This window comes from Roseospira visakhapatnamensis (genome assembly GCF_014197915.1).
Lineage (GTDB): Bacteria > Pseudomonadota > Alphaproteobacteria > Rhodospirillales > Rhodospirillaceae > Rhodospira > Rhodospira visakhapatnamensis.
Genome location: NZ_JACIGK010000015.1, coordinates 85,838 through 110,581, shown reverse-complemented (window position 1 = coordinate 110,581; position 24,744 = coordinate 85,838). Strand labels below are relative to the sequence as shown.

Below are 24,744 nucleotides of genomic sequence, written 5' to 3'. Positions count from 1 at the left end.
CCGCCTGGCAGAAGGCCCGCGAGCGCTTCCGCGCCCGCACCCGGATGTTCACCCATCTGGCGACCATCACCGCCTATCTCGTCTTCCCGTCCTGGTCCGCCCTCATGCGCACCCTCACAACCGGAGTCCCGCCACCGCAACCACCCTGAGCCCGCCCCTCCTCACCTGTCCCTTCAATCACCAGACCCGGGTGCGACACACTCCAACCCCATCCTGAGAACTGCTGGGCCCGGGGCGCGGCCCTTGCGGCGCCGGGGGACGGGCGTCAGACTCAGGCCGCGCCGCCCCCGCCGCGCGATCCCTCCCGTTGAAGGACCCCGGCCGCCGATGTCATCGCCCCCGCCGCCGCCCCCCGCCACCGCCGCCCCCCGCCCCCTGGACGGGATCCGGATCCTGGACGCCGCGACCTTCATCGCCGGCCCGTTCACCACCGCGATCCTGGCCGAGTTCGGCGCCGAGGTGATCAAGGTGGAGCAGCCGGGCGGGGGCGATCCCTTCCGACGCTTCGGCACGCCGACCGCGCGCGGCGACACGCTGGCCTTCCTCAGCGAGGCCCGCAACAAGCGCTCCGTGACCCTGGACCTGCGCACACCGGCCGGCGCCCGGGTGTTCAAGGCCCTGGCCGGGAGGTCCCAGGTGGTCTGCGAGAACTTCCGGCCCGGCACCCTGGAACGCTGGGGCCTGGGCTGGGAGGACCTGCGCGCCGTCAATCCCGCGCTGGTGATGCTGCGGGTCAGCGGCTACGGCCAGGACGGACCCTACGCCGACCGGCCCGGCTTCGCCCGCATCGCCCATGCCTTCGGCGGCCTCACCCATCTGGCCGGCATGCCCGACGGGCCACCGGTCACGCCGGGGTCGACGTCGCTGGGGGACTACATGTCCGGCCTGTTCGGGGCCGTGGGCGTGCTGATGGCGTTGCGCCACGCCGAGCACACCGGCGAGGGCCAGGTGATCGACATCGCCCTCTACGAGTCGGTGTTCCGGGTGCTGGACGAACTGGCCCCCCGCCACGCCGCCGACGGCACGGTGCGGGGCCGCGAGGGCGCGGGCACCATCAACGCCTGCCCCCACGGGCACTTTCCCTGCGCGGACGGGGCCTGGGTGGCCATCGCCTGCACCAGCGACAAGATGTTCGAGCGCCTGACCGAGGTGATGGAGCGCCCCGACCTGGCCACGCCCTACGCCACCACGGCCCGGCGGCTGGCCGCGCGGGCCACCGTGGACGGCCTGGTGGAAGCCTGGACACGGTCGATGCCGCGCGACGAGATCGTCCGCCGCTGCACCGAGGGCCATGTCCCCTGCGGACCGGTCAACACCATCGCCGACATCTTCGCCGATCCGCACGTCGCGGCGCGGGGCAACCTGATCGAGATGCTGGCCGAGGGCGTGGGGCCGGTCACCCTGCCGAACGTCCTGCCGCGCCTGTCCGCGACGCCCGGCCGGGTGGACCGCGCCGGACCGCCCCTGGGCGCCGACACCGACGCGGTGCTTCGGGAGGTGCTGGGGCTGTCGGACGCCGAACGGGCGGCGCTGCGCGCCGAGGGCGTCATCTGACCGGCGCCCCCCGGGCCATGGTCCCCGGGTAGTGGTCCCCACCCCGCGGGTGCGGCCATACCACCCCCTTGAATTTCGCACCCAACCCGCGCCACCCTGGGTCTTCCCCCAGGAGGCCGGTCCCGACCCGGCGATCGGCCTCCCCCTCCCCCCCCGGACTCCATGGAGGTCTCGACTCATGTCCAGCGAGGGATTGCACGCGCCGCGCGAGCGGCTGTCCCGTCAGACGCTGCACCTACATCACGCCATCGTCTCCGTGAAGGAGGAGCTGGACGCCGTCGACTGGTACCGCCAGCGCGCCGACGACTGCGAGGACGCCGCCCTGCGCGACATCCTGCTGCACAACATGCGCGAGGAGATGGAACACGCCTGCATGGTGCTGGAGTGGATGCGCCGCAACGATCCCCAGTGGGACGACTACATGCGCACCTACCTGTTCACCGAGGCCCCCATCACCGAGGTCGAGGAAGAGGATACCGGCAAGGCCGCCCCGAACGGCGAGGGCGGACCGGCGACGGCGCCCTCGCCGGGGCGCTTCACCATCGGCGCCATTCGCGATGGCCGGGAGGACTGACATCATGGACGTGCTGAACCGATCCATGGCGCCCTTCGGTGCCGACATCTGGGCTCTGATCGACGCCGAGGCCGGCGCCGCCGCCAAGGACCTGATGACCGTCCGCCGCTTCCTGGAGGTTGGCGGCCCGCATGGTCCGGGCCTGACCGCCATCGAACTGTCGAACGACGACTACTGCCGCCAGCCAGAGCCCGGCGAGGCCGGCGCCGTCATGGGACGCGCCGTGTCGGTGCCCATGCTGCGCAAGACCTTCCGCCTGTCCTTGCGGCGCATCGCCGCCTACCTGGACAAGGGCCAGCCGCTGGACCTGTCACCGGCGGGCGACGCGGCCGAGGCGGTGGCCCGCCTGGAGGAACAGATCCTGTACTACGGCCGGCCCGAGTTCGGGCTGTCCGGGCTTTTGGAGAACGACGGCGTCTGCCGCCTGGAGGGTGGTGACTGGACGCGCCCCGACGCCGCCCTGGAAGACGTGATCGCCGCCACCACCCGGCTGGATGAGGCCGGATTCCCGGGTCCGCACGCCCTGGTCGTGGAGCCGAGGTTCTATAACGCGCTGTTCCGGCGCTATCCAGACAGCGAGATGCTGCTGATCAACCATCTGCGGCGCCTGTGCACACAAGGCATCTTCAAGGCGAACATCCGGGGCGCGGCGCTGATCGATCCGCGCGTCGGCCGTCTGGAGGTGGGCCAGGATCTGATGTGCGGGTACGTGGGCACGGACGGAATCCATTGTGAACTCTTTGCCCACGAAAGCCTTGTCTTGCATATGCAGGATGAAAACGCCGTGTGCGTGATTTCACCCAGCGAATAAAACAGAAAAACCCGTAAAATTTCGCGCAAACACGTGGCGTTCGAGCATGGCCGAACGCCACGTGACTGTGTGTAGATCAAAATTAACCTACGTTCATTATTTATACGTAACAGTAAGCGTTATATTTTTTGCAGAGAACGCCATTAATCGATCAATATCATCATGATTATCGCCATGTCCGACATCGAATCATCGGGCTCTTTTTGCTACCAAAGTATAATTCTCATGCCAACGGACCATCAATTTCGGCCAGCTTGAGCCTCTCGATGTCTACCGGCCGAGCAGGTATCCTAGACATTTGTTGGACTTTCATTAAATTTTTCCCGTTGGTACAATACTCACCCTTGTTGAGGGGAAAACCACGGCCGAGAGCAGTCAACGACTCTCGCTCGTATCCCTTGCTTTGTCCACCCAACTCCCGGATCCGGGCCGCTCGGCGTCACCGTCGTCATCGGGCTGGATCCAAACCAAGAACGGTGGGGGGAGTCCTCCATGACCCTGTTGAAATCCCTGGCCGCCAAAATCACGGCCACCGTCGTCACCCTGGTCGCCCTCGTCGCCCTGTTCAACACCGGCCTGGTGGCCGTCTTCTCGTCCATGGTCAACGACCAGACCACGGACCTGCTGGATGACGTGCGCCGCATTATCAGCGAGAAGGACGCGTTCATCGGCGGGCTCGTTTCGGACACCACCGACACCCAGGTCACCCTGCTGGAGGCCGAACACGCCACCGCCGTCGCCAACGCCAAGGGCGAAAGCCTGGCCGAGCGCCGCCACATCGCCGGCGTGCACGCCGGCATCTCGGAATCGGCCACCACCATGATCCGGGCGGCCATGATGAGCGGGCAGGCGTCCACCGCCGAGGACATCATGGACACCCTGGCCGAGGTCCCCGACGTGCTGTCGATCGGCCTGTGGCGCATCAACGGCCAGCGCGCGTTCAGCGACAACGCCACCATCCGGGAGGTCAACGAGCGCCTGGGCACCGACTTCTTCGAGCCGCACGCGCAGGAAACCCAGGACACCCTCCAGGGCGAGCGCGGGGAGGCCCTGCGCCGGGCCCTGGAAAACGTCGCCGAGGGCGCGGTTCTCCCCGGCGAGATCGTCGATGAGTCCGGCGAGACCCAGCCGGCCCTCTACTCCTACGCCGTGCTGACCAACGACATCGGCTGCCAGAGCTGCCACGGCCGCGACGACACGCCGCGCGGCGTGCTGGAGGTCGCCGTCTCGCGCGCCGCGCTGTTGGCCGCGGAGGAGGACGCCGCCGCCCGCCTGGCCAACCTGGACGCCACTCAGGTCCGCGAAATGGCCGCCCTGCGCGCCAGCGCCGACGCGCAGGCCGAGTCCGTGTTGCGGAAGTCCAAGGCCTACGCGCAGGAGGTCAATCAGCGAGTCGACGCGTTGCAGGAGACGCAGAACCGCTCCAGTTCCATCCAGGTCATCGTCAACCCGCTCGCGACCCTGCTGGTTCTGGCGGTGATCATCCTCGTCTTGCAGCGCCTGCTGAGCCGTCCGCTGCGCGCCATGACAGCGACCATGGAACGGCTGGCCCACGACGACCTGGACGTGGAGGTCCCCGGCCGGACCCGCAAGGACGAGATCGGCGACATGGCCGACGCCGTGCAGGTGTTCAAGGAGAACGGGATCAAGCTGAAGCGGATGGCGGCGGAGCAGGACGCGCTGCATCGGCGCAACGCCCGCAAGGTGAAGACCGAGATGATGGCCCTCACCAATGCCCTGGACGAGGAGGTCAACAGCGCCATCACCATCGTCCAGCGGCAGGCCGACACCATGCGTGACGCGGCGGTGCGCATGAACGAGGCCGTGAACCAGACCGGGGAGCGCGCCTCCGCCGCCTCGACCGCGTCTCACGAGTCCGCCGCCAGCGTCGACGCCGTGGCGGCGGCGGCCGAGGAGATGACCACCTCCATCGCCGAGATCAGCCGCCAGGTCTCCAGCGCGTCGGACATTGCCCATCGGGCCGTCCAGGAAGCCGAAACCACCAACGACCGCATCCAGGGGCTGGCCAAGGCCGCCAACCAGATCGGCGAGGTGGTCAACCTGATCAGCGACATCGCCAAACAGACCAACCTGCTGGCGCTGAACGCGACCATCGAGGCGGCCCGCGCCGGCGAGGCGGGACGCGGCTTCGCGGTGGTGGCCAACGAGGTCAAGGTGCTGGCCAACCAGACGGCCAAGGCCACGGAGGACATCGCCAACCAGGTCGGCACCATGCAGGCGGCCACCCGCGAGGCGGTGGACGCCATCCAGGGCATCGTCGCGGTGATCAGCGAGATGAACGAAATCACCACCGCCGTCTCGGCGGCCGTCGAGGAGCAGACCGCGTCCACCGGCGAGATCAGCCAGAACGCGCAGCAGGCGGCGCGGAGCACCCAGGACTCGTCCGACAACATCGCCGAGGTGACCGGGAGCACCGGGATCACCGGCCGCCACGCCGAGCAGGTGCGCCAGGCCGCCGACGACGTCAGCGACCGCATCCAGCAGATGCAGGCGTCCCTGGCCAGGATCATGCACGCCGGCAGCGACGACGACCGGCGCGACAGCGCGCTACAGACGGTCAACGTGGCGGTCACCGTCGACATGGGTTCGGGCGATCATCGCTCTTGCCTGTTGCATGATCTGGCGGCCAGCGGCGTGGGCACCCTGGACCGGACCCTGGACGGCGAGCGCGGACAGGAGTTCGCCATGGACATCCCCGGCCTGGGCCGGTTCGCCGGTAGCATCGCCGCCAAGACCGAGACCTCCACCCACATCCGCCTGGACATCGGTCAGGCGCAGGCGGCGGCGGTGGCGGCCTTCGTCCACCAGCGGTCGGGGCTGGGGGGCCGCTGACGACGCGCGCGGCCCCCTCCGTCGCGCCCGCGAACCATGCAGCCTGAACCCATACAGGCCGGCGGGGGGCCGTTTGCGCGGCGGTCGGAATGGTCTATCGTTTGCGGTGGGCCGTCCCGGATGACAGCGGCGCGGCCGCGCGGCCAAGGGGATACCGGTGGTGTCGAACAGCGAACAGGACATGCGGGCCGAGTTGGAGGCGCTCCGGGCGACGCTCGCCGACCGCGAGGCGGAACTGGCCAGCTTCCGGGACCAGCGCCACGCGCTGGAGACCACGCTGGAGGATCTGGCCACCCACCAGGAAGAACTGCGCGCCCAGAACGAGGAACTGCGCCACGCGCGCGAGATCAACGAATCCCTGGTGGTCCGCTACGCCGCCCTGTTCGATGGCGCGCCCATCGGCTATTGCACGATCGCCGGGCGCCGCGCCGTCACCAGCGCCAACCGTCGCGCCTGCGAGCTGTTCCAGGTCAACCACGGCACCGAGGTGGAACACAAGCCGATCCACCTGTTCATCCATCCGGAGTCGCACGCCACCCTGTCGCGCCACCTGGACAAGGTGATGGCCGGTCAGGCCGCCAGCGACGAAATCCGGGTGCTGGGGCGCGACGGCCACGAGGTGGACTGCCTGGTGCAAAGCCGTCCCACCAGCGAGGACGATGGCCCCGACGACGACACCATTCCCACCTGCCTGACGACCTTCATCGACATCTCGCAGCGCAAGCAGACCGAGCGCGCGCTCACCGACAGTGAACTCAAGTTCCGCAATATTTTCACCCTGGCCCCCTTCGGCATGATGACGCTGTCGCGCGACGGCCGGGTGATGGAAACCAACGCGGCGGCGCAACGCATGCTGGGCCTGTCGGCGCATGAGCTGCGCGGCACGGCCTATCGCGACCTGCTGGCCCCCGAAACCACGCCGACCGAGGCCCACCGCCTGGCCGAGGGCCTGCCCCGACCCGGCTGGGTGGACGTGGTCGAACGCGAGTTCCGGGGCCGGGGCGATCGCCACCTCCTGACCCGGGTCACCTTCGCCGTCATGCCCACCGACGACGGCCAGACCGTGCAGGGACTGGCCATCATCGAGGACATGACCGAACGCCGCGAGATGGAGGCCCGTTTCCGCCATACCGCCAAGCTGACCCTGCTGGGCGAGATGTCGGCCAGCCTGGCCCACGAGATCAGCCAGCCGCTGAACATCATCCGCCTGAAGGCCGAGGGCGCGCTGGAACGGCTCAAGCGCCAGGGCTTCGATCCCGACCGCGCCGAGCAGGGCTTCGCCGCCATCGAGGAGCAGGTGGTCCGGCTGTTCGAGGTCATCTCCTACATGCAGGGCCTCAGCCGCCGCGACACCGGCGCCATCCAGCCGTTCAGCGCCACCCGCGCCATGCGCGCCGCCCGCGCGATGGTCTCCAAGCAGTTCCGCGACGACAACGTCCTCCTGGACATGGACGACCGGCTGGGCGAGACCCAGGCCCTGGGGCGCCAGCACCAGCTGGAGCAGGTGCTGGTCAACATCCTGCGCAATGCGCACGACGCCGTGCTCTCGGCGGAAGGCCACCGCGTGCGTCAGGGCGAGCCGCCGCGCGTACGCCTGCGCGCCTGCGTGGAAAGCGACGGCGACCACCTGCGCATCGTGGTCGAGAACAACGGGCCGCGTATTCCGGACGACCTGAAGGCCCGCATCTTCGATCCCTTCTTCACCACCAAGTCCGGCGACCACGGCACCGGACTCGGCCTGTCCATCAGCCTGGGGTTCGTCACCGAGATGGGCGGCACCATCGACGTGCGCAACGCCGAGGCCGGCGTGGCCTTCGAGGTCCGCCTGCCCCGGGTGGCCCAGGAGCGGGCACCGCCGGAGACCACCGCCCCCCACGCCGAGACGGGCCCGGGCCCGGATGCCTCGCCGGTGGCCGGCGCAAACGCCGACGCCGGGGGACGCCCCCATGTGCTGGTGGTGGATGATGAAGAGGAAGCGGCGCGCGAAATCGCCGGCTTCCTGGAGGCGGTGGGCTATCGGGTGACGGTCGCCCTGAACGGCCAGCAGGCCCTGGAAATTCACCTGGACGACCCGGCCCACGCGGTCATCACCGATCTGCGCATGCCGGAACGGGATGGCCACTGGCTGATCGATCGGCTGCGGGCCGGTCCGCGACGGGTCTTCATCCTGATCATCACCGGCCAGGCGGCGCGCACGTCGCGGGAACTGGACGGGCTGCGCCAGCGCGCCGACGCGCTGCTGCGCAAGCCGGTATCGTTGCGCGACATCCTGCGCCACCTGCGCACCAGCCTGGATGTGCCGGCCGATCGCCTGATGGTCTAGAGGCTGTTGACCCCGCCTCGAGTCGCACATCTGGTCCGGGGAAGAGCGGTCACCCCAAAATCGGGGTACGGGGGCCTCACAGACCATCCCGGACGTCGCGGGACGGCGGCGCGCGCCGGAAGAGACATCAGAATTTCGGGGGATTGTGTACGGATGCGGCGGATCCGGTGTGGATGGCCGGCATGCGGGCCGCGTTCCAAGACCGAACGACAGCCGTTTTTTTCCCAGGGGCGCTGTATCCCAGGGAGTGCCCCCCACAGGAGGCCCACGCGCCGCCGTGCCCTAGCGATTTGGCTGGGGCACGGCGGTCAGCGGGATAATGGAGTTCGGTGGTTACTCGGCGGAGCTGCGCACCAAGCTCTTGAGCATTTCCAGCACCCGGCCGCGCACCGTGTCGGTGGGCAGACGCCAGTAGGTCTGGATCAACTCCAGGGACTCGGTCCGCTTCATGGGATCGTCCTCGATCCCCGGGATCGGGTCACTGGCATTGGCGAAGGTGACCTTGACTTCCTCGTCGCGAGCCGCGACGGCGTCCTCGGTCAGGTCTTCAAAGAAGTAGCTGACGGGCACATTGAGAAACCGGGAGACGTCAAACAAACGGCTCGCGCTGATGCGGTTTGTGCCCCGCTCATACTTCTGCACCTGCTGGAAGCTGACGCCCAATGCACGCGCCATCTGGTCCTGACTCTTGCCCAGCATAGTGCGACGAAGGCGCATACGCTGTCCAACGTGAATATCAATAGGATCGGGACCATCGATGGACGCGGCACGACGCCGACGTCCTTCACGTACCTCTTCGGTAGTCATCATATCGGAATATCCTTCTTCCTGCTTCAGGGACAGCTGTCCTGGGGTTGGTCCCGGTACAGCCGTCATCCTCATTTAGAACGCAACGCGACCGGCAGTCGCAAGCACTTAATGCACGGGGTTGGCGCGCCGGGTTTGAAGAACCGATTTATCGGTTAGTCCAACCCCCTGACTCGCTCAACCGTTACGGTCTCTTCACTGACCGGAACCTCTCTGTCCTTTGTTTTCTCCTTAAGGCTGTATTGGGCGGTGCTAACGACACACGCATACAGTCACAGGCCCGACAGGACCTCGTCAGCGCCAGTGTTGCCGCACCTCTTTCGCGATGGCCTTTTATACTCACGACCTAGGATGACAAACCATCGCTTACCAGGACTTGCTGGGTACCAAGCACACGCCGTGCCAACCAATCGGAGCGGACCGCGAACCCCGACGGCATCCGTTGTGACGGACGGCCCGGCGATGGCCATGTCCGGGCCGGGGCCAACGGTCTTGACTCGGCCCATCATCACGGCTCCTCCGCCGGCCCGCACACGCGATGCGCCCCTCCGGACCGCCCATCCAGGGCGCCCGCCGCCGTGAACAGGTCATCCGTGTTCGCAAATTGCATGTCACCGCGATCGCGGGCTATCCAGACAGGTGGGCCCGCGTGTCCACGCATGGGGGGCCAAGGCATGCTTATACCGCCATCTCGTGATCAGAATATGGTGTCATGGTATACACCAAAATGGCGCCATAAGAACGATTCAACCAGGAAACATAATTGCGAGTTTCTATTATACAGAGCACGATCTCAAGCACCGCGCCACGATGACCATCACAGCCCGGGCCGGACCGAAGGATCGGACCCCACGGAGTCGGCCGCTTTTCCTTGCCGGGCGCCCCCTCCGGTGTCCTTATCGCGTGGACTCGGCCCACCCCGCCACGATCGGAGACCGTGCATGTCCCCATCCCGAATCGGGTCATCGGATCCCGCGCCCGATCGCCGGCCCACGCCCGGACCCGGCAACCGCATCACCGACGTCCCAGGCCTGGGTGTCGGCCAGGCCGAGGATCCGGCGGCGCGCACCGGGGTCACCGTGGTCCTGCCCGACGCCCCGGCGGTGGCGGCCGTGGACCAGCGCGGCGGCGGCCCGGGGACGCGCGAAACCGACCTGCTGGATCCCGTCAACACGGTCGAGGCCATCCACGCCCTGGTGCTGTCCGGCGGCTCGGCCTTCGGGCTGGAGGCGGCGGCCGGCGTGACCACCTGGCTGGCGGCGCGCGGCATCGGCTTCCCGGTCGGCCAGGCCATCGTGCCCATCGTGCCGTCCGCGATCCTGTTCGACTTGCAGAACGGCGGCGACAAGGCATGGGGAGACACCCCGCCCTACCGCGCGCTGGGCCGGGCGGCCTGCGAAAACGCCATGGAGGCCGGGCCGGCCCATGCCCTGGGCAACGCCGGAGCCGGGTTCGGCGCCACGTCGGGGGATTTGAAAGGAGGCCTTGGTGGAGCCTCGCTGGTGATGCCGGGTTCCGCAGCCGGCGACGCGCCCTTCACCGTGGGCGCGCTGGCGGCGGTCAACAGCCAGGGAAGCGCCCTGATGGGTGACGGCCCCGCCTTCTGGGCCTGGCCGTGGGCGGTGGGCGACGAACTGGGGCCCCGCGCCCGGCCCACGCCGGACACCCCCGCGCCCGGCCCCGCCGATTTCGCTTTCGCCCCACCCAGCCGGGCCAATACAACCCTGGTGGTCGTGGCCACCGACCTGCGCCTGACCAAGGCCCAGGCCGGGCGGATCGCGATCATGGCCCAGGACGGCCTGGCCCGCGCGCTGCGTCCGGCGCACTCGCCCCTGGATGGCGACACCGTGTTCGCGCTGGCCACCGGCCGCGTGCCCCTGACCGCCAACGATCCGGGCCGTGATCCCCTCGCCACCCTGGCCCGCTGCGGGCTGGCGGCGGCCGACTGCGTGGCCCGCGCCATCGCCCGGGGCGTCTACGAGGCCAGAACCCTGGGAACCCTGACCGGATATCGGGAGCGCTTCGGCTTGCCGTAACGACGCGCCGCCCGTACAGTCGCCGGCAATAAACCTGCACTGGTACGGGGGGGGGAATCATGAGTCCGACCGCGTCGCGCCCGACCGCGCGCAACCTCGGCAGCGCGCTCGTCGCCCTGGTCGTTGCCGCCGCCTGCACCGTCACGGCCACCCTGGCCGACCCGCGCCCGGCGCGGGCCGCCCCCCCCGACAGCATCGTGTTGGGCATGGTGCTGGAGCCGCCCCACCTGGACCCGACCGCCGGCGCCGCCGGGGCCATCGACGAGGTGGTCTATGCCAATGTGTTCGAGGGCCTGACGCGCATCGCCCATGACGGCACCGTGCTGCCCGGCCTGGCGCAACGCTGGGACGTCAGCGACGACGGTCTGGTCTACACCTTTCATCTGCGCCGGGACGTCCTGTTCCACGACGGCACCGCCTTCACCGCCGACGACGCCGTCTTCAGTCTCCAGCGCGCCATCGACACCGACAGCGTCAACGCCCAGAAGGGCCTGTTCGCGGCCATCGACAGCGCCGTCGCCCTGGACGGCTACACCCTGATCGTCGCGTTGTCCCATCCGCAGGCCCTCCTGCCCTTCAACCTGGGCTGGGGCGACGCGGTGATGGTGGCGCCCGAAAGCGCCGACACCAACCGGACCGCGCCCGTCGGCACCGGGCCCTTCCGGTTCGTGCGCTGGGTCCAGGGCGACCGCGTGGAGCTGGACGCCTTCCCCGACTACTGGGGCGAGGCCCCGGCGCTGAAGGCCGCCACCGTCCGCTTCATCCCCGATCCCGCGGCCGCCGTGGCCGGGCTGATGGCCGGCGACGTGGACGCCTTCCCCAACATGCCGGCCCCCGAGAGCCTGCCCGCGCTGGAGGCCGATCCGCGCTTCACCGTGTCCGTGGGCACCACCGAGGGCGAGACCATCCTGGCGATGAACCATCGCCGGCCGCCTCTCGACGACATCCGGGTGCGCCGGGCCATCGCCCACGCCATCGACCGGCGCGCCCTCATCGACGGCGCCATGTTCGGGTACGGCACGCCCATCGGCAGCCACTTCGCCCCGCACCACCCGGCCGCCGTGGACCTCACCAGCCTGTCCGCCCATGATCCGGAGCGGGCCAAGGCCCTGCTGGCCGAGGCCGGGATCGCGCCGGGATCACTGACCCTGACCCTCCACCTGCCACCGCCGTCCTATGCCCGGCGCGGCGGCGAGATCATCGCCGCCCAACTGGCGGAGGTGGGGATCACCGCCAAGGTCATCCCGGTCGAGTGGGCACAATGGCTGGACCAAGTGTTTCGGGGCCACGACTACGACCTGTCCATCGTCTCGCACACCGAGCCGCTGGACATCGACATCTACGAACGCGGCGACGACTACTACTTCGGCTACGAAAACCCCGATTTCGAGGCCGTCATGGCCGACCTGAGGGTGACCACGGACACGGCGGCCCGCGCCGCGCTGTACGGCCGGGCCCAGCGCCTGCTGGCCGAGGACGCGGTCAACGGCTTCCTGTTCCAGTTGCCCAAGACCGGCGTCTGGGACGCGCGCCTGCGTGGCCTCTGGACAAACAGCCCGATTCAGGCCAATGACCTCACCGGCGTGTCCTGGACCGAATAGGCGGGGTCCCGGACATCCCGTCCGCGTCCATCACTCCAGGCGGTCCCGACCATGGCATGGTTCCTGGCCCGGCGGGCAATGGCCCTGGCGATCACGCTGCTCGCCGCCTCGCTGGTGGTTTTCTGCGTCCTGGAGGTGCTGCCCGGCGATCCGGCGCTGCTGATCCTGGGCACGGGCGCGCGCGAGGACACGCTGGCGGCGCTGCGGGCGAGCATGGGCCTCGACCGACCCGCCTGGGAGCGGTACCTGGACTGGGTGGGCGGCCTGATGACCGGCCACCTGGCCAACAGCCTGACCTATGACGTCCCGGTGCTCGCCCTGCTGGCCCCCCGACTGGCGGTCAGCGGCCCGCTGGCTCTCATGGCGCTGACCCTGGCGGTCGCGCTGGCCGTGCCCCTGGGGGTGCTGGCCGCCGCCCGGCGCGGGCGGGCCACGGACACCGCCGTCATGGGCCTGAGCCAACTGGGTGTGGCCGTGCCCAACTTCTGGCTGGGCCTGCTGCTGGTGCTGGTGTTCGCGGTCGGCCTGCGCTGGCTGCCGGCGGGCGGCTTCCCGGGATGGGAGGCCGGCGCGGGACCGGCGCTGGCGGCGCTGGCGCTGCCCACCGTGGCCCTGGCGCTGCCGCAGGCGGCCATCCTGGCGCGGGTGACCCGATCGGCGGTGCTGGAGGTGCTGGGCGAGGACTACATGCGCACCGCCCGCGCCAAGGGCCTCAGCCACGCCGAGGCCCTGTGGCGCCATGGCCTGCGCAATGCCCTGATCCCGGTGGTCACCATCATGGGCCTCCAGTTCTCCTTTCTGCTGGCCGGCACCATCATCATCGAAACCGTGTTCACGCTGCCCGGAGTCGGCCGCCTGATCGTCCAGGCCATCGGCCAGCGCGACCTGGTGGTCGTGCGCGACCTGGTGGTGCTGCTGGCGGCCACCGTGGGCGTGGTCAACTTCCTGGTGGACCTGTCGTACGCCGTGCTCGACCCGCGCCTGCGCCAGGGCGGCGCCGGGGGCCGCGATGCGTGAACCGCCGGAGCGGCGCGACCGGCGCCGGGGCCTGGGGCCGGCCGGATGGTTCGGGGCCGCCGTCGCGCTTGCCGTGCTGGCGACGGCGGCGCTGTCGCTGGTGTGGACACCGCACGACCCCAGTGTGATGGCCGTGGCCGAGAAACTGCGCGGCCCGTCGGCCACGCACCCGCTGGGCACCGATCACTTCGGCCGCGACACGCTGTCGCAGCTGATGGCCGGGGCGCGGGTCTCCATCGCCGTGTCGCTCATCGCCGTCGGCCTGGGCGCCGGGCTGGGGGTGCCACTGGGCCTGCTGGCGGCCGCCCGGCGCGGCTGGGTGGACGAGGCGGTGATGCGCTTCAACGATCTGGCCTTCGCCTTCCCGGTGCTGCTGACGGCGGTTCTGATCACCGCCCTTCTGGGGCCGGGCGCGGTGAACGCCATCCTGGCCATCGCGTTGTTCAACATCCCGGTGTTCGCCCGCGTCACCCGGGGCGCGGCGCTGGGGATCTGGACCCGCCCGTTCATACAGGCGGCGCGGCTGGCCGGACGGGGGCGGGTGCGGATCTCCCTGGACCATGTGCTGCCCAACATCGGCGGCACGCTGATCGTGCAGGGTACCATTCAGGTCGCCCTGGCCATCCTGGCCGAGGCCGGGTTGAGCTACCTGGGCCTGGGCAGCCAGCCACCGGACATCAGTTGGGGGCGCATGCTCAACGAATCCCAGACCTTCCTGTTCCTGGCGCCGCGCCTGGCGCTGCTGCCCGGACTGGCGATCGTGGTCACGGTGCTGGGGCTGAACCTGCTGGGCGACGCGCTCCGCGATCGGCTGGACCCGCGCCTGGGGCGCCCGCGAGAGGACGCCTGAGCCATGGCCCTCCTGGACATCACCGACCTGCGGGTGGAGATCGCCGGCCCCGGCGCCGCCCGGCTGGCCCTGGTGGACGGGCTGTCACTGACCCTGGAGCGGGGCCAGTCCCTGGGTCTGGTGGGCGAAAGCGGCTGTGGCAAGTCGATGACCGCGCTGGCCGCCATGGGCCTGCTGCCGCCGGGCCTGCGGGCACGCGGGCGCCTCACGCTTGATGGCGAGGATCTGGTCACGGCATCGGAGCCGCGCCTGTGCGGGCTGCGCGGCCGGCGGCTGGCGATGATCTTCCAGGAGCCCATGACGGCCCTCAATCCGGTGCGCACCATCGGATCCCAGGTGGCCGAGGGACCGCGCCGCCACCTGGGGCTGACCCGCCGCCAGGCCCGCGCGCATGCCCGGGCGGTGCTCGACCGGGTCGGCCTGGATCCGGGGCGCTTCCCCCCGGGGCTCTATCCTCACCAGTTGTCGGGCGGTCAGCGGCAGCGGGTGGTCATCGCCATCGCCGTCGCCTGCGGCCCCGAGCTGCTGATCGCCGACGAGCCCACCACGGCGCTCGATGTGGCCACTCAGGCGCTGATCCTGGACCTGATCAACGATCTGGTGGCCGAACGGACCATGGCCCTGCTGATGATCTCCCACGACCTGGGCGTGATCGCCGAGACGGCGCCGCGCCTGGCGGTCATGTACGCCGGCCGGGTGGTGGAGTCCGGGCCGACCGCGCGGGTGCTGGCGGCGCCCCGCCATCCCTACACCCGGGGTCTCATGGGCGCCATTCCGCGCGGACGCGGCGCGCCGGGCGCGCCGCTGGCGGCCATCCCCGGGGTGGTGCCGGCGCCCGACCGCCGCCCATCCGGCTGCGCCTTCGCCGACCGCTGCCCGCGCGCCGATGCCGCCTGCGCGACGACGCCTGCCCTGCGCCCCGACACCTCGGACCAGGCGGTCGCCTGCCACCATCCCCACGAGCGCCCCGACCCGACGGGGAGCGTCGCGCCATGAGCGACACCGCCCCCTTGCTGGACGCCCACGCCCTGACCCACCGCTATCCCCTGCCCCGGCCGCACCCCCTGGCGCGCCGCCGGACGCGCGTGGCCGTGCGCGATATCTCCCTGACCCTGGACCGGGGCGAAAGCCTGGGCGTCGTGGGCGAGTCGGGCTGCGGCAAGTCCACCCTGGCCCGGCTGGTCACGGCGCTGGAGCGCCCCCACGCCGGCGTGGTCCGGATCGCCGGCACCGATCCCAACGCGGCCACCGGTGCAGCGCTGCGCCAGGTGCGCCGCCGGGTGCAGATGGTGTTCCAGGACCCCATGGGATCCCTGGACCCCCGCTGGACCGTCGCCCGCATCGTCGCCGAGCCCCTGGTGGGGCTGGCGCCGGAGGTGGCGCGCCATCATCGCCGCGTCCGCGCCGCCGAGGCCCTGGCGGCCGTCGGGCTGGAGGCCGACGCGCTGGATCGCTATCCCCACCAGTTCTCGGGCGGCCAACGCCAGCGCATCGCCATCGCCCGCGCCCTGGTCACCGCCCCCGACCTGGTGGTGGCCGACGAGCCGGTCTCCGCCCTGGACGTGTCGGTTCAGGCCCAGGTGCTCAACCTGATCCTGGACCTGCGGCGCCGGCGCGGGCTGGCCGTCCTGTTCATAAGCCACGACCTGGACGTCGTGCGTCACGTGACGGATCGCGTGATGGTCATGGTGCATGGCCACGTGGTGGAGACCGGGGCGACCCTGGACGTGCTCGCCCGTCCCGCCCATCCGCACACGGCGGCGCTGCTGGCCGCCGTGCCGCGCCTGGAGGCCGCATGGGAGGGCCGCACCCGGCGGCGCCATCACCCGGCCGCCCCGCCCCCGCCCGAGGGACACGTGGACGACATCGGCGGCTGCATCTATCGCGCCCGCTGCCCCTGGTCGGTGGATCGTTGCGCGGTCGCGGCGCCGGTCGCGCGATCCCTGACCGGCCCGGGAACGGGCGAGCGGCGCGTGGCCTGCCACCGGGCCGAGGACCTTCTGGCCGCCGCCGCCCCCTCGCGCGCGCCGGACCATGTCACGCGAGACCACACACCCCCTTCCCCCGGCGCCCGCGACTCCTTACCTTGATCCCATCATGAGCCAGTCTCCGCACCCGGGCCGTTCCGCCCCCGCCCTCGCCGCCCTTGCCCTGACGATCCTGTTCGGCCTCCTGGTCGTGGTGCCGCCGGCCCTGGCCGCCTGCACCGACGTGGCGGCCGAGGGTGTGGTCTGGCGGCGCTGCTACCACGACGGTCGCAACCTGGAAGGCGCGACGCTGCGCGGCGCCACGCTGCGCGACACCTCCTTCCAGCGGGCCGTGCTGAACGGCGCCGACCTGCGCGACACCCAGGGCTTCCGCGCCCGCTTCGTCAGCGCCGACCTGCGCGACGCCGACCTCAGCGGCGCCGACATGGCCGAGGCCGACTTCACCAAGGCCGATCTGTCGGGGGCCATTCTGCGCGACACCGACCTGCGCCGGGCGCGCCTGTTCCGCGCCATCCTGCGGGGCGCCGACCTGTCCGGGGCGAATCTGGATCTGGCCGACCTGCTGCGCGCCGACCTGTCCGGCGCGACCTGGACGGACGGGCAGCGTGTCTGCGCCGAGGAGTCCATCGGTCAGTGCAACTGATACCAGTGGCGGATGAGTGTGACTCATCCGCCCCCGGGCGCCTTGCAGGCGCCCGGATGGTCCAGATCTTGGCACCGCAAAGCGGTGCCGGGGCGGCACCGGCCACGGACTGCAACGGTCATTCTCAATGACCGTTGGTATGACACCGTCCGCGGGTGAGCGTGCCTCATCCGCCGGACGGCGCCGGTCATGTCCTCAGACACGGGTGGCTCAAGGCCGCGACGCTGTCCGGGGAGTCGCCGCCACCGGCTCACGTCGCCGTTGATCACGTCCGTGTCCCTTGACCCCGGGGAGACGGGGCTCCGCCTGGCCGATGCCGTCAAAAGCCCGCACGCCTCATCCCGAGACATCGGGACGACACACCGGTCCTCGATCGGAAGAACGGGCGCGGTTTTGCCATGGCGTCGGCGCCAAGACCTTGCCCGATCCACCACCACGCTTGGCGTCCCCTTCCAACATGGTGTATGGCTAAAGTCCAGGTGCGGTCGGGGGGCACTCGTCCATACCGCACACCGAGGCTCCATGACTGTCGGGCTCACCGGACCGATCCCGGTGACGGCTATGACGCACGGTCAGGACGGGGGACGGACACCGGCATGATCGAGTACGCGGAGACCCGGGTCCAGGCCCTGGCGGCGGCGCAACAGGCCATGGAATCCATGGCCCGTCTGGGAATCTCGCCCCATCCGAACAACTTCACGGTCTGGTACATCCATCACTCGAACCGCTTGCCGGACCTGAGCCGCGAGATCAATCGCCTTCTGGATCTGGGGGCCGATTTCAGTCCCGAGATCAGCAAGAGCCTGCACGACCGCTTCATCGGAACATCCGACGAAAGCCGGACCCTGGCCGACGCCGGCGAGCGCATCGAACACACCCTGGAAAAGCTGCTGCTCATGATCGGCGCCGCCAGCCGGGGCACCGAATCCTATGGCGCGACGCTGGCCAACCTGTCGGGCCGCGTGGACGGCGCCGACGATGAGTCCGTTCAGGACATCATCGGCGTGCTGGTCTCCGAGACCCAGAAGATGATTCGCGTCAATCGCAAGATGGGCACGGAACTGTCCCGCTCGGCCCAGGAAATCCATCGCCTGCACGACGACCTGGACAAGGTTTGGCAGGAAGCCCGCACGGACGGCCTGACCGGCATCGCCAACCGCAAAATGTTCGATCGGGTGTTGCGCATCGCGGCCGAGGACGCGGAAACCCACGGCACCCATCTCTGCCTGCTGATGCTGGACATCGACCGGTTCAAGCAGTTCAACGACACCCACGGCCACCAGATGGGCGACCAGGTGCTGAAGCTGGTGGCCCGCACGGTCGAGACCTGCGTCCGTCCCGACGATGTCGTGGCCCGCTACGGCGGCGAGGAGTTCGCCGTGATTCTCCCCGACACGCCGCTCAAGGAAGCGGTGGACATCGGCGATCGCGTCCGCACCACCGTGGCCAACAGGCGCATCACCAACCGCCGCCTGGGCACGGAGTTGGGGCGCATCACGTTGTCCATCGGCGTGTCCGAGTTCGCCCTGGCCGAACCCATGGCCACTCTGATCCAGCGCGCCGACAAGGCCCTCTACCTGGCCAAGCGGACCGGGCGCAACCGCGTGGTCTCGCAATCGGACCTGGACATGACCGCCTGTTGACGCCCGGGGTCCGGATGGCGCATCACGGGCGGACACCGTCCTTCGACGCTGGCCAGGACGAGCGGGCATCCCGTTACGGTTGAGTCCGTGCCATGCCGTCTCGGCCCCACCAGCCTCGCGCCTCCGGACCGCCCGCCCCATGGCCCCGCCCGACCCCTCGCCCGTCCCCCGCCGCCCACCTCTCGGTCGTCGCGTGCGCGCCCAGGTGATGCGCCGCCTGGCGCGCCTGGATCCGCGCCACGTCGCCCGGGCCACGTCGGTGCGCATGGGGGCGCTGGCCATCCTGGTCGGGCTGCTGACCGGGGGCGGGATCATCCTGTTCCGCGAGGGTATCGCCCTGGTCCAGGCCCTGTCGTTCGGGGCCGAGGACCACACGCAGCTGGCCACCGTCGCCGCCGGCCTGCCCTGGTGGGCGGTGATCCTGCCGCTGGTGGTCGGCGGCCTGGCGGTGGGCCTGCTGCACCGGGCGCTGATGCCGGACGGGCGCCCGGAAACCGTCTCCCATGTCCTGGAGGCCGCCATGCTGCGCGGCGGGCGCATGCCGCTGGGCCGCGGGCTGGTGGCGGCGCTGGGCAGCCTGGTGTCGCTGGGCGTGGGGGCGTCGGTGGGCCGCGAGGGTCCGGCGGTGCACCTGGGCGCCACCCTGGGCGCGGCGATCGCCCGCCTGACCCGCCTTGGCCACACCGGATCGCGCACCCTGCTGGGCTGCGGCGCCGGGGCGGCGGTCGCGGCCTCGTTCAACGCCCCCATCGCCGGCGCCCTGTTCGCCCACGAGGTGGTGGTGGGGCACTACGCCGCCAGCGCCTTCGCGCCGGTGGTCATCTCCAGCGTGACCGCCACCGTGATCTCGCGCCTCTGGTTCGGCGACGCGCCGGCCTTCATCCTCCCGGACGACCTGATCCTGACCAGTTTCCTTGAGTTTCCCGCCTTTGCCGTGCTGGGCCTGATAAGCGGCGTGCTGGCGGCGCTGTTCATGGGCGGCATGATGGCGGTCGGCTACGCGGCGCCGCGCCTGCCCGGCCCGTCCTGGGCACGCCCGGCCCTGGCCGGGCTGCTGGTGGGGGGACTGGCGCTGCACTGGCCGGAAATCCTGGGCGTCGGCTACGAGGTCACCGACCAGGCGCTGAACGGCGACCTGCTGCTGGATGCCGCCGTTGCCATCACCCTCGTCAAGCTGCTGGCCACGGCCCTGTGCCTGGGCCTGGGTTTCGGCGGCGGCGTGTTCAGCCCGTCGCTGACCCTGGGGGCGGTGGCCGGCTGCGCCTTCGGCCTGGTGGCCTCGGGCGTGTTTCCGGACCTGTCCTCGGGGGCCGGCGCCTACGCCATCGCCGGCATGGGGGCGGCGGCGGCGGCGGTGCTGGGCGCGCCGATCTCCACCAGCCTGATCATCTTCGAACTGACCGCCAACTACGCCCTGACCATCGCCGTGATGATCGCGGTGGTGATGGCCACCACCATGGCCCAGGCCCTGACCGGGCACCGCTCGGTGTTTCACTGGCAACTGGCGCGGCGCGGCCTGGACGTGGACACCGACCGGCAGCGGCTCGTGCTGCGCGACGTGCGGGTCCGTGACCTGATCGACCGGCATCCGCCCACGGTGCTGGCCGGCGCCAGCCTGGCCGACGTGGCGCAAGCGTTCCGTGCCAGCGATGGCCGCCCGCTGTGCGTGGTGGACCCGGCGGGGCGACTGCTGGGCTCCATTGTGCTGACGGACGTGGCCGAGGCGCTGTTCAACCGCGAGGAGCATGCCGAGCGCACCGCGCTGGACCTGGCCATGACCGACCCGCCGGTCCTGGAGTTGTCGGAAACCCTGGACGACGCCCTGGGCCGCCTGGAGGACCTGCGCGACCCGCACATGTCGGTGGTGCGGGACCGGGACTCCATGATGCTGGCGGGCGTCGTGAGCGACCGGGCGCTGATGCAGGCCCACGCCCGCGCGCTGACCCAGTTGCGCGCCGAGGACCGGGGCGATCCGTCGCGGTAGGCCGCTCGCGCCGGCTACGAGCGCGACGGTCCCCAGTCCACATCCGGCGCCGAGACCAGGTGATCCCCCAGATGGGCGGCGATCCGGGCCGACATGGTGGTATCGAACGCGCCGATCAGGGTTTCGACCAGGGCGAACCACGTTTCGTCACGCTCGTTCATGGTGGCGTCCTCGGGCACCGTCTGGCTGCGCCAGACCTTGGCGTTGGCCTCGCCCAGCGACACGCCGGTGACATCGTCCACCAGTTCGACCGTGGCCTCCAGTTGGGCGTAGTAGCTTTGCGCCTGCTCGGTCTTCAGCAGGCCGCGCAGGCCACGTTCCACCGTCAGCCGCTTTTCCACGACGCTGGCGTCGTGAACGGTGAACCGCACCAGAACCTCACCCTCCCCGTTGGCCTGCAAGCGATCCTCCGCCCACAGCCCGGCGGCGCGGTCGGGCGCCAGCGGCAACAGGTGTTCGACATGCGGCGGACCGCCTGGACGACGATACCGGGATTGTACCTCCACGCGCCGCGCCCGGAACAGGAAGGGCTGCTTGTGGGAAAAGCGAAGGTCGGGAAAGGTGGGTCGCATGGGGGGTTGCGTGCAGGCTCCCACCCCCAGCAGTGAAACACCGCACAGGCCCAGGGTTGCCCGCATCACGGACCGTCGCGTCGCAGCGCCCATGATGTTGCCTCCGTGTCTGTCGCCAGAGCCCGGACTGGCCCCGTCCGGACGAGATAGATCCCTCAGGCCGGACCCGACGCGTCGCCGTCGCCGGACCGTCCCGGGTCGCCCTGTCCGGTCAGGGCATCCAGATCCTGGATCGAAAAGGTATAGTGTGCACCGCAGAATTGGCAAGTCACCCGCGCAAGCCCATCGTCCTGAAGCATGCCCGCCGCGTCGGACGGCGAGAACTGGGACAGCACCGCTTCCACCTTTTCGCGTGAACACCGACACCCGAACCGGAGCGGACGCGTCTCGCCAGGCACCAGGCGCTCGCCGTGGAACAGGCGATGAACGATACGGTCCACCGACAGGGCCGGGTCCAGCAGTTCACCGGCGCCCAGGGTCCCCAGCAGCACGCCGGCCGTCTCCCAGGCATCCAGCGCCTTGGCATCGTCGCGGCCCCCGGCGTCCGCCGGCATGCGCTGCACCAGCACACAGCCGGCCCGCCAGCCGCCCTCCCCATCTCCGTCCCGGGCGCCCTGATCCGCGCCCGGCGTCCGCAGGGCGGCGGTCCGCAGCACCGTGGGCAACTGCTCGGACTGTTCGAAGTAGTGGGCGACGCAGTCGGTCAGGCCACCGTCCACCAGCGCCGTGATGCCCTGGTAGCGCTCGGTGCCCGGTCCCTGGTCCACGGTGAAGGCCAGATGGCCCCGTCCCAGCAGCGCCCGCAGGCCGACCCCGTCCAACGACGCGTCGTCCGGATCGCGCCCGGCGGCCCGCAGCACCGCGTCCAGGCGGTCGCGGTCCACCCGGGCCACGGCGCGCACGTCGCCGGTGCTGGTGACGTCGGCCATCAGGGTGGACACCGGACCGTCACCGCTGGTCTGCAAGGTGAAGACGCCGTCGTACTTCAGGCCACCGGCCAGGGCGGCGGCCAGCACCGCCATCTCGCCCAGCATCGTCTTCACCAGCGGCGGCTGATCCTGCCAGCCCAGCAGATCGTCGAGCGCCGCGCCCAGACGCACCAGACGCCCGCGCAGGGCGCCGCCGTCCAGGTGGAACCCGTACATGGAATCGTCCCAGGGGGTCATGGTCTATCCGTTCGGTGTTGACGTGGCCCGCCATCGACGCGCGGACCCCGCCCGATCGACGGTTCCCCCATCGGTCGCGGGGGGCCGGCCCGGTCCCGTCACGGTCTCGCGGCGTCGGCTCAGGCGCCCAGGCACCAGGCCAGGATGCCCTTCTGCGCGTGGAGGCGGTTCTCGGCCTCGTCCCAGACCGCCGACCGGGGGCCGTCGATGACGGCATCCGTCACCTCCTCGCCCCGATGCGCGGGCAGGCAGTGCATGAACAGCGCGTCCGGCGCCGCGCGCGCCATCAGGGCCTCGTTGACCTGATAGCGGCGCAGGAGGTTGTGGCGGTTGGCCACCTCCCGCTCCTCGTCCCCCATGGACACCCAGGTATCGGTCACCACGCAGTCGACGCCGTCCACCAGCGCCTCGGGATCGGTGCCCTCGACCACCCGGGCGCCGCTGGCCCGCGCCCAGCCGACCACGTCGGGATCCACGCGCAGCTCCTCGGGACAGGCCAGCCGCAGTTCGAACCCGAAGCGGGCCGCCGCCTTCACCCAGGTGTTGGCGACGTTGTTGCCGTCCCCGCTCCAGGCCACCACCCGCCGGCTCAGGTCATCGCCCTTGTGTTCCTGAAGGGTCATGACATCGGCCATCAACTGGCACGGATGGGCCACGTCGGTCAGGCCATTGATCACCGGCACCGTGGCATGCGCGACCATTTCCGCCAGCCGCTCCGGCTCCCGGGTGCGGAACATGATGGCGTCCACATAGCGCGACAACACGCGGGCGGTATCGGCCATGGTCTCGCCGCGGTCGATCTGGCTCGTGCTGGCGTCCATCACCAGCACGTCGCCGCCCAGCTGGCGCATGGCCACCTCGAACGACACCCGGGTTCGGGTCGAGTTCTTCTCGAAGATCAGGGCCAGAACACGGCCTTCCAGGGGACGGGCACGGCCCAGCACCGTTTCGGCGCCGCCCGCCTTCAGCCGGCGGGACAGGTCGAGAATCCCGGTCAGGGTTTCGCCCTCCACCTGATCCAGGTCGAGGAAATGGCGGGGGAGGCCGCCGCTCGGCGGAACGCCGGCGGCTGGGGTGGGGGAGGTCATGGTCATGTCAGATCGCCAGTGTCTCGCAGGCGGCCCGCAGCCTCTCTAGGGCCGTGTCCACCTCGGCGGAGTCAATGATCAGCGGCGGCAGAACGCGCGCCACGTTGTCGGCGGCTGGCACCAGCAGCAGGTCCTGGTCCAGGCAGGCGGCGATCAGGTCGCCGTTGGGAACCCGACACGTCAGGCCCCACATCAGGCCAAGGCCGCGCGCGCCGTCCAGCACGCCCGGATAGTCCGCCGCCAGCCGCCCGAGGCCCGCGCCCAGGTCGGCGCCCACGCGCCGCACGCGGTCCAGGAAGCCCGGCGCCAGCACCTCGGACAGCACCGCCTCGGCGACCGCCATGGCCAGGGGGTTGCCCCCGAAGGTGGTGCCGTGCACACCGGGGGAAAAGGCGGCCGCGCAGCGCTCGGTGGCCAGCACGGCCCCCACGGGGAAGCCACCGCCGAGCCCCTTGGCGGCGGTCAGGATGTCCGGCGTGATGCCGGCATGCTGATGCGCGAACAGGGCGCCGGTGCGGCCGATGCCGGTCTGGACCTCGTCCAGGATCAGCAGCAGGCCGAATTCGTCGCACATGGCCCGCAGGCCCTGGAGATACCCGTCGGGCGGCGGGCGGATGCCGCCCTCGCCCTGCACGGGCTCCAGCAGCACGGCGCAGGTGCGCTCGGTCACCGCCTGGCGGGTCTCGTTCAGATTGCCGAAGGCGACCCGGTCGAAGGCGTCCATGGGCTGGCCGAAGCCGGTCATGTGCTTGGGGTTGCCGCCGGCCGCGATGGAGGCGAACGACCGCCCGTGAAAGGCGCCCTCGGTGACCACGAACCGGTCCCGCTCGGGCTGGCCGGCGTCATGGAACACCTTGCGCGCCATTTTCAGCGCCGCCTCGTTGGCTTCCAGGCCGGTGCTGCAGAACATCACCGAATCGGCGAAGGTGGCGGCCACCAGGGTATCGGCCACCCGCTCCTGTCCCGGCACGCGGTACAGGTTGGAGGTGTGCCACAGCTTGCCCGCCTGCTCGGTCAGGGCGGCCACCAGGCGCGGGTGGGCGTGACCCAGGGCCGAGACGGCGATGCCGGCCCCGAAGTCGAGCACGCGGCGCCCGTCCGTGGTGGTCAGCCAGACGCCGTCACCGCTCTCGAACGCCACGTCGTACCGGGCGTAATTGCGCATCACCGACGGCATGGTCATCCGCCGCCCTCTCTTTGCTCGTCACCCACCGAAGGGCCGACTGACGACGAC

19 protein-coding genes are annotated in these 24,744 nt (G+C 70.5%); 14 read left to right on the top strand and 5 right to left on the bottom strand.

The genetic code is table 11. From position 1 onward, the window contains the following. Positions 1 to 327 precede the first annotated feature (327 nt). The 5 genes from GGD89_RS11425 to GGD89_RS11405 all read left to right on the top strand — a co-directional run bounded on the left by GGD89_RS11425 (position 328) and on the right by GGD89_RS11405 (position 8,115). Complete coding sequence (locus tag GGD89_RS11425; protein WP_184045317.1) at positions 328 to 1,554, top strand: CaiB/BaiF CoA transferase family protein; 1,227 nt, start codon at positions 328 to 330, stop codon at positions 1,552 to 1,554. A 178-nt stretch (positions 1,555 to 1,732) separates the two neighbouring features. After that, complete coding sequence (locus GGD89_RS11420; protein WP_184045316.1) at positions 1,733 to 2,128, top strand: encapsulin-associated ferritin-like protein; 396 nt, start codon at positions 1,733 to 1,735, stop codon at positions 2,126 to 2,128. Positions 2,129 to 2,132: 4 nt separating this feature from the next. Further along, a complete protein-coding gene (locus GGD89_RS11415; protein WP_184045315.1) occupies positions 2,133 to 2,939 on the top strand; it encodes a family 1 encapsulin nanocompartment shell protein in 807 nt (268 codons plus the stop codon). A 492-nt stretch (positions 2,940 to 3,431) separates the two neighbouring features. Beyond that, a complete protein-coding gene (locus tag GGD89_RS11410; RefSeq protein ID WP_184045314.1) occupies positions 3,432 to 5,792 on the top strand; it encodes a methyl-accepting chemotaxis protein in 2,361 nt (786 codons plus the stop codon). Between the two features lie 160 nt (positions 5,793 to 5,952). Next, positions 5,953 to 8,115 (top strand): PAS domain S-box protein, encoded by a 2,163-nt coding sequence (locus GGD89_RS11405; protein ID WP_184045313.1) that lies wholly within the window; start codon positions 5,953 to 5,955, stop codon positions 8,113 to 8,115. Positions 8,116 to 8,448: 333 nt separating this feature from the next. On the opposite strand, the gene GGD89_RS11400 is transcribed toward GGD89_RS11405, so the two are convergent. Then, on the bottom strand, positions 8,449 to 8,832 hold the full coding sequence (locus GGD89_RS11400) for a helix-turn-helix domain-containing protein (protein WP_246423049.1): 384 nt from the start codon (positions 8,830 to 8,832) through the stop codon (positions 8,449 to 8,451). Positions 8,833 to 9,863: 1,031 nt separating this feature from the next. Here GGD89_RS11400 and GGD89_RS11395 point away from each other — a divergent pair. The 9 genes from GGD89_RS11395 to GGD89_RS11355 all read left to right on the top strand — a co-directional run bounded on the left by GGD89_RS11395 (position 9,864) and on the right by GGD89_RS11355 (position 20,684). After that, on the top strand, positions 9,864 to 10,958 hold the full coding sequence (locus tag GGD89_RS11395) for a P1 family peptidase (RefSeq protein ID WP_184045311.1): 1,095 nt from the start codon (positions 9,864 to 9,866) through the stop codon (positions 10,956 to 10,958). Positions 10,959 to 11,017: 59 nt separating this feature from the next. Next, entirely contained in the window at positions 11,018 to 12,559 is a 1,542-nt protein-coding gene (locus tag GGD89_RS11390) for an ABC transporter substrate-binding protein (protein ID WP_184045309.1), read from the top strand. Positions 12,560 to 12,610: 51 nt separating this feature from the next. After that, a complete protein-coding gene (locus GGD89_RS11385; protein WP_184045307.1) occupies positions 12,611 to 13,576 on the top strand; it encodes an ABC transporter permease in 966 nt (321 codons plus the stop codon). Continuing rightward, a complete protein-coding gene (locus tag GGD89_RS11380; protein WP_184045305.1) occupies positions 13,569 to 14,426 on the top strand; it encodes an ABC transporter permease in 858 nt (285 codons plus the stop codon). Before GGD89_RS11385 ends, GGD89_RS11380 begins: the two co-directional genes overlap by 8 nt. Positions 14,427 to 14,429: 3 nt before the next feature. Beyond that, entirely contained in the window at positions 14,430 to 15,422 is a 993-nt protein-coding gene (locus GGD89_RS11375; protein WP_184045303.1) for an ABC transporter ATP-binding protein, read from the top strand. Beyond that, positions 15,419 to 16,516, top strand: a complete 1,098-nt coding sequence (locus GGD89_RS11370; protein ID WP_184045301.1) for an oligopeptide/dipeptide ABC transporter ATP-binding protein — start codon at positions 15,419 to 15,421, stop codon at positions 16,514 to 16,516. The genes GGD89_RS11375 and GGD89_RS11370 overlap by 4 nt, the downstream gene beginning before the upstream one ends. 7 nt (positions 16,517 to 16,523) lie before the next feature. Next, positions 16,524 to 17,057 (top strand): pentapeptide repeat-containing protein, encoded by a 534-nt coding sequence (locus GGD89_RS11365; RefSeq protein WP_184045299.1) that lies wholly within the window; start codon positions 16,524 to 16,526, stop codon positions 17,055 to 17,057. Positions 17,058 to 17,653: 596 nt separating this feature from the next. Next, the gene (locus GGD89_RS11360; protein WP_184045297.1) at positions 17,654 to 18,700 is read left to right on the top strand and encodes a GGDEF domain-containing protein; all 1,047 of its coding nucleotides are present in this window, start codon (positions 17,654 to 17,656) and stop codon (positions 18,698 to 18,700) included. Positions 18,701 to 18,839: 139 nt separating this feature from the next. Beyond that, complete coding sequence (locus GGD89_RS11355; protein ID WP_246423048.1) at positions 18,840 to 20,684, top strand: chloride channel protein; 1,845 nt, start codon at positions 18,840 to 18,842, stop codon at positions 20,682 to 20,684. A gap of 14 nt (positions 20,685 to 20,698) precedes the next feature. Here GGD89_RS11355 and GGD89_RS11350 read toward each other — a convergent pair whose 3' ends face one another. The 4 genes from GGD89_RS11350 to GGD89_RS11335 form a co-directional block, all read right to left on the bottom strand. Further along, positions 20,699 to 21,349, bottom strand: coding sequence for a hypothetical protein (locus GGD89_RS11350; RefSeq protein ID WP_184045295.1), 651 nt, complete (start codon positions 21,347 to 21,349; stop codon positions 20,699 to 20,701). A gap of 62 nt (positions 21,350 to 21,411) precedes the next feature. Continuing rightward, positions 21,412 to 22,422 carry an Hsp33 family molecular chaperone HslO gene (gene hslO / locus GGD89_RS11345; protein ID WP_184045293.1) on the bottom strand — a complete coding sequence of 337 codons (1,011 nt, stop codon included), beginning with the start codon at positions 22,420 to 22,422 and terminating at the stop codon, positions 21,412 to 21,414. Between the two features lie 119 nt (positions 22,423 to 22,541). Next, positions 22,542 to 23,510, bottom strand: a complete 969-nt coding sequence (gene argF / locus GGD89_RS11340; RefSeq protein ID WP_425503036.1) for an ornithine carbamoyltransferase — start codon at positions 23,508 to 23,510, stop codon at positions 22,542 to 22,544. 7 nt (positions 23,511 to 23,517) lie between these two features. Beyond that, positions 23,518 to 24,693, bottom strand: a complete 1,176-nt coding sequence (locus GGD89_RS11335; protein WP_246423047.1) for an aspartate aminotransferase family protein — start codon at positions 24,691 to 24,693, stop codon at positions 23,518 to 23,520. Positions 24,694 to 24,744 lie beyond the last annotated feature (51 nt).

Excerpts from the sequence above, each read along its gene's own strand:
- hslO (WP_184045293.1), bottom strand. The coding sequence starts at position 22,422 with ATGACCCCCTGGGACGATTCCATGTACGGGTTCCACCTGGACGGCGGC.
- GGD89_RS11355 (WP_246423048.1), top strand. The coding sequence starts at position 18,840 with ATGGCCCCGCCCGACCCCTCGCCCGTCCCCCGCCGCCCACCTCTCGGT.
- GGD89_RS11415 (WP_184045315.1), top strand. The coding sequence starts at position 2,133 with ATGGACGTGCTGAACCGATCCATGGCGCCCTTCGGTGCCGACATCTGG.
- GGD89_RS11380 (WP_184045305.1), top strand. The coding sequence starts at position 13,569 with ATGCGTGAACCGCCGGAGCGGCGCGACCGGCGCCGGGGCCTGGGGCCG.
- GGD89_RS11420 (WP_184045316.1), top strand. The coding sequence starts at position 1,733 with ATGTCCAGCGAGGGATTGCACGCGCCGCGCGAGCGGCTGTCCCGTCAG.
- GGD89_RS11365 (WP_184045299.1), top strand. The coding sequence starts at position 16,524 with ATGAGCCAGTCTCCGCACCCGGGCCGTTCCGCCCCCGCCCTCGCCGCC.
- GGD89_RS11390 (WP_184045309.1), top strand. The coding sequence starts at position 11,018 with ATGAGTCCGACCGCGTCGCGCCCGACCGCGCGCAACCTCGGCAGCGCG.
- GGD89_RS11400 (WP_246423049.1), bottom strand. The coding sequence starts at position 8,832 with ATGCGCCTTCGTCGCACTATGCTGGGCAAGAGTCAGGACCAGATGGCG.
- GGD89_RS11350 (WP_184045295.1), bottom strand. The coding sequence starts at position 21,349 with ATGGGCGCTGCGACGCGACGGTCCGTGATGCGGGCAACCCTGGGCCTG.
- GGD89_RS11385 (WP_184045307.1), top strand. The coding sequence starts at position 12,611 with ATGGCATGGTTCCTGGCCCGGCGGGCAATGGCCCTGGCGATCACGCTG.
- GGD89_RS11375 (WP_184045303.1), top strand. The coding sequence starts at position 14,430 with ATGGCCCTCCTGGACATCACCGACCTGCGGGTGGAGATCGCCGGCCCC.
- GGD89_RS11335 (WP_246423047.1), bottom strand. The coding sequence starts at position 24,693 with ATGACCATGCCGTCGGTGATGCGCAATTACGCCCGGTACGACGTGGCG.
- GGD89_RS11410 (WP_184045314.1), top strand. The coding sequence starts at position 3,432 with ATGACCCTGTTGAAATCCCTGGCCGCCAAAATCACGGCCACCGTCGTC.
- GGD89_RS11360 (WP_184045297.1), top strand. The coding sequence starts at position 17,654 with ATGATCGAGTACGCGGAGACCCGGGTCCAGGCCCTGGCGGCGGCGCAA.
- GGD89_RS11370 (WP_184045301.1), top strand. The coding sequence starts at position 15,419 with ATGAGCGACACCGCCCCCTTGCTGGACGCCCACGCCCTGACCCACCGC.
- GGD89_RS11425 (WP_184045317.1), top strand. The coding sequence starts at position 328 with ATGTCATCGCCCCCGCCGCCGCCCCCCGCCACCGCCGCCCCCCGCCCC.
- argF (WP_425503036.1), bottom strand. The coding sequence starts at position 23,510 with ATGACCTCCCCCACCCCAGCCGCCGGCGTTCCGCCGAGCGGCGGCCTC.
- GGD89_RS11395 (WP_184045311.1), top strand. The coding sequence starts at position 9,864 with ATGTCCCCATCCCGAATCGGGTCATCGGATCCCGCGCCCGATCGCCGG.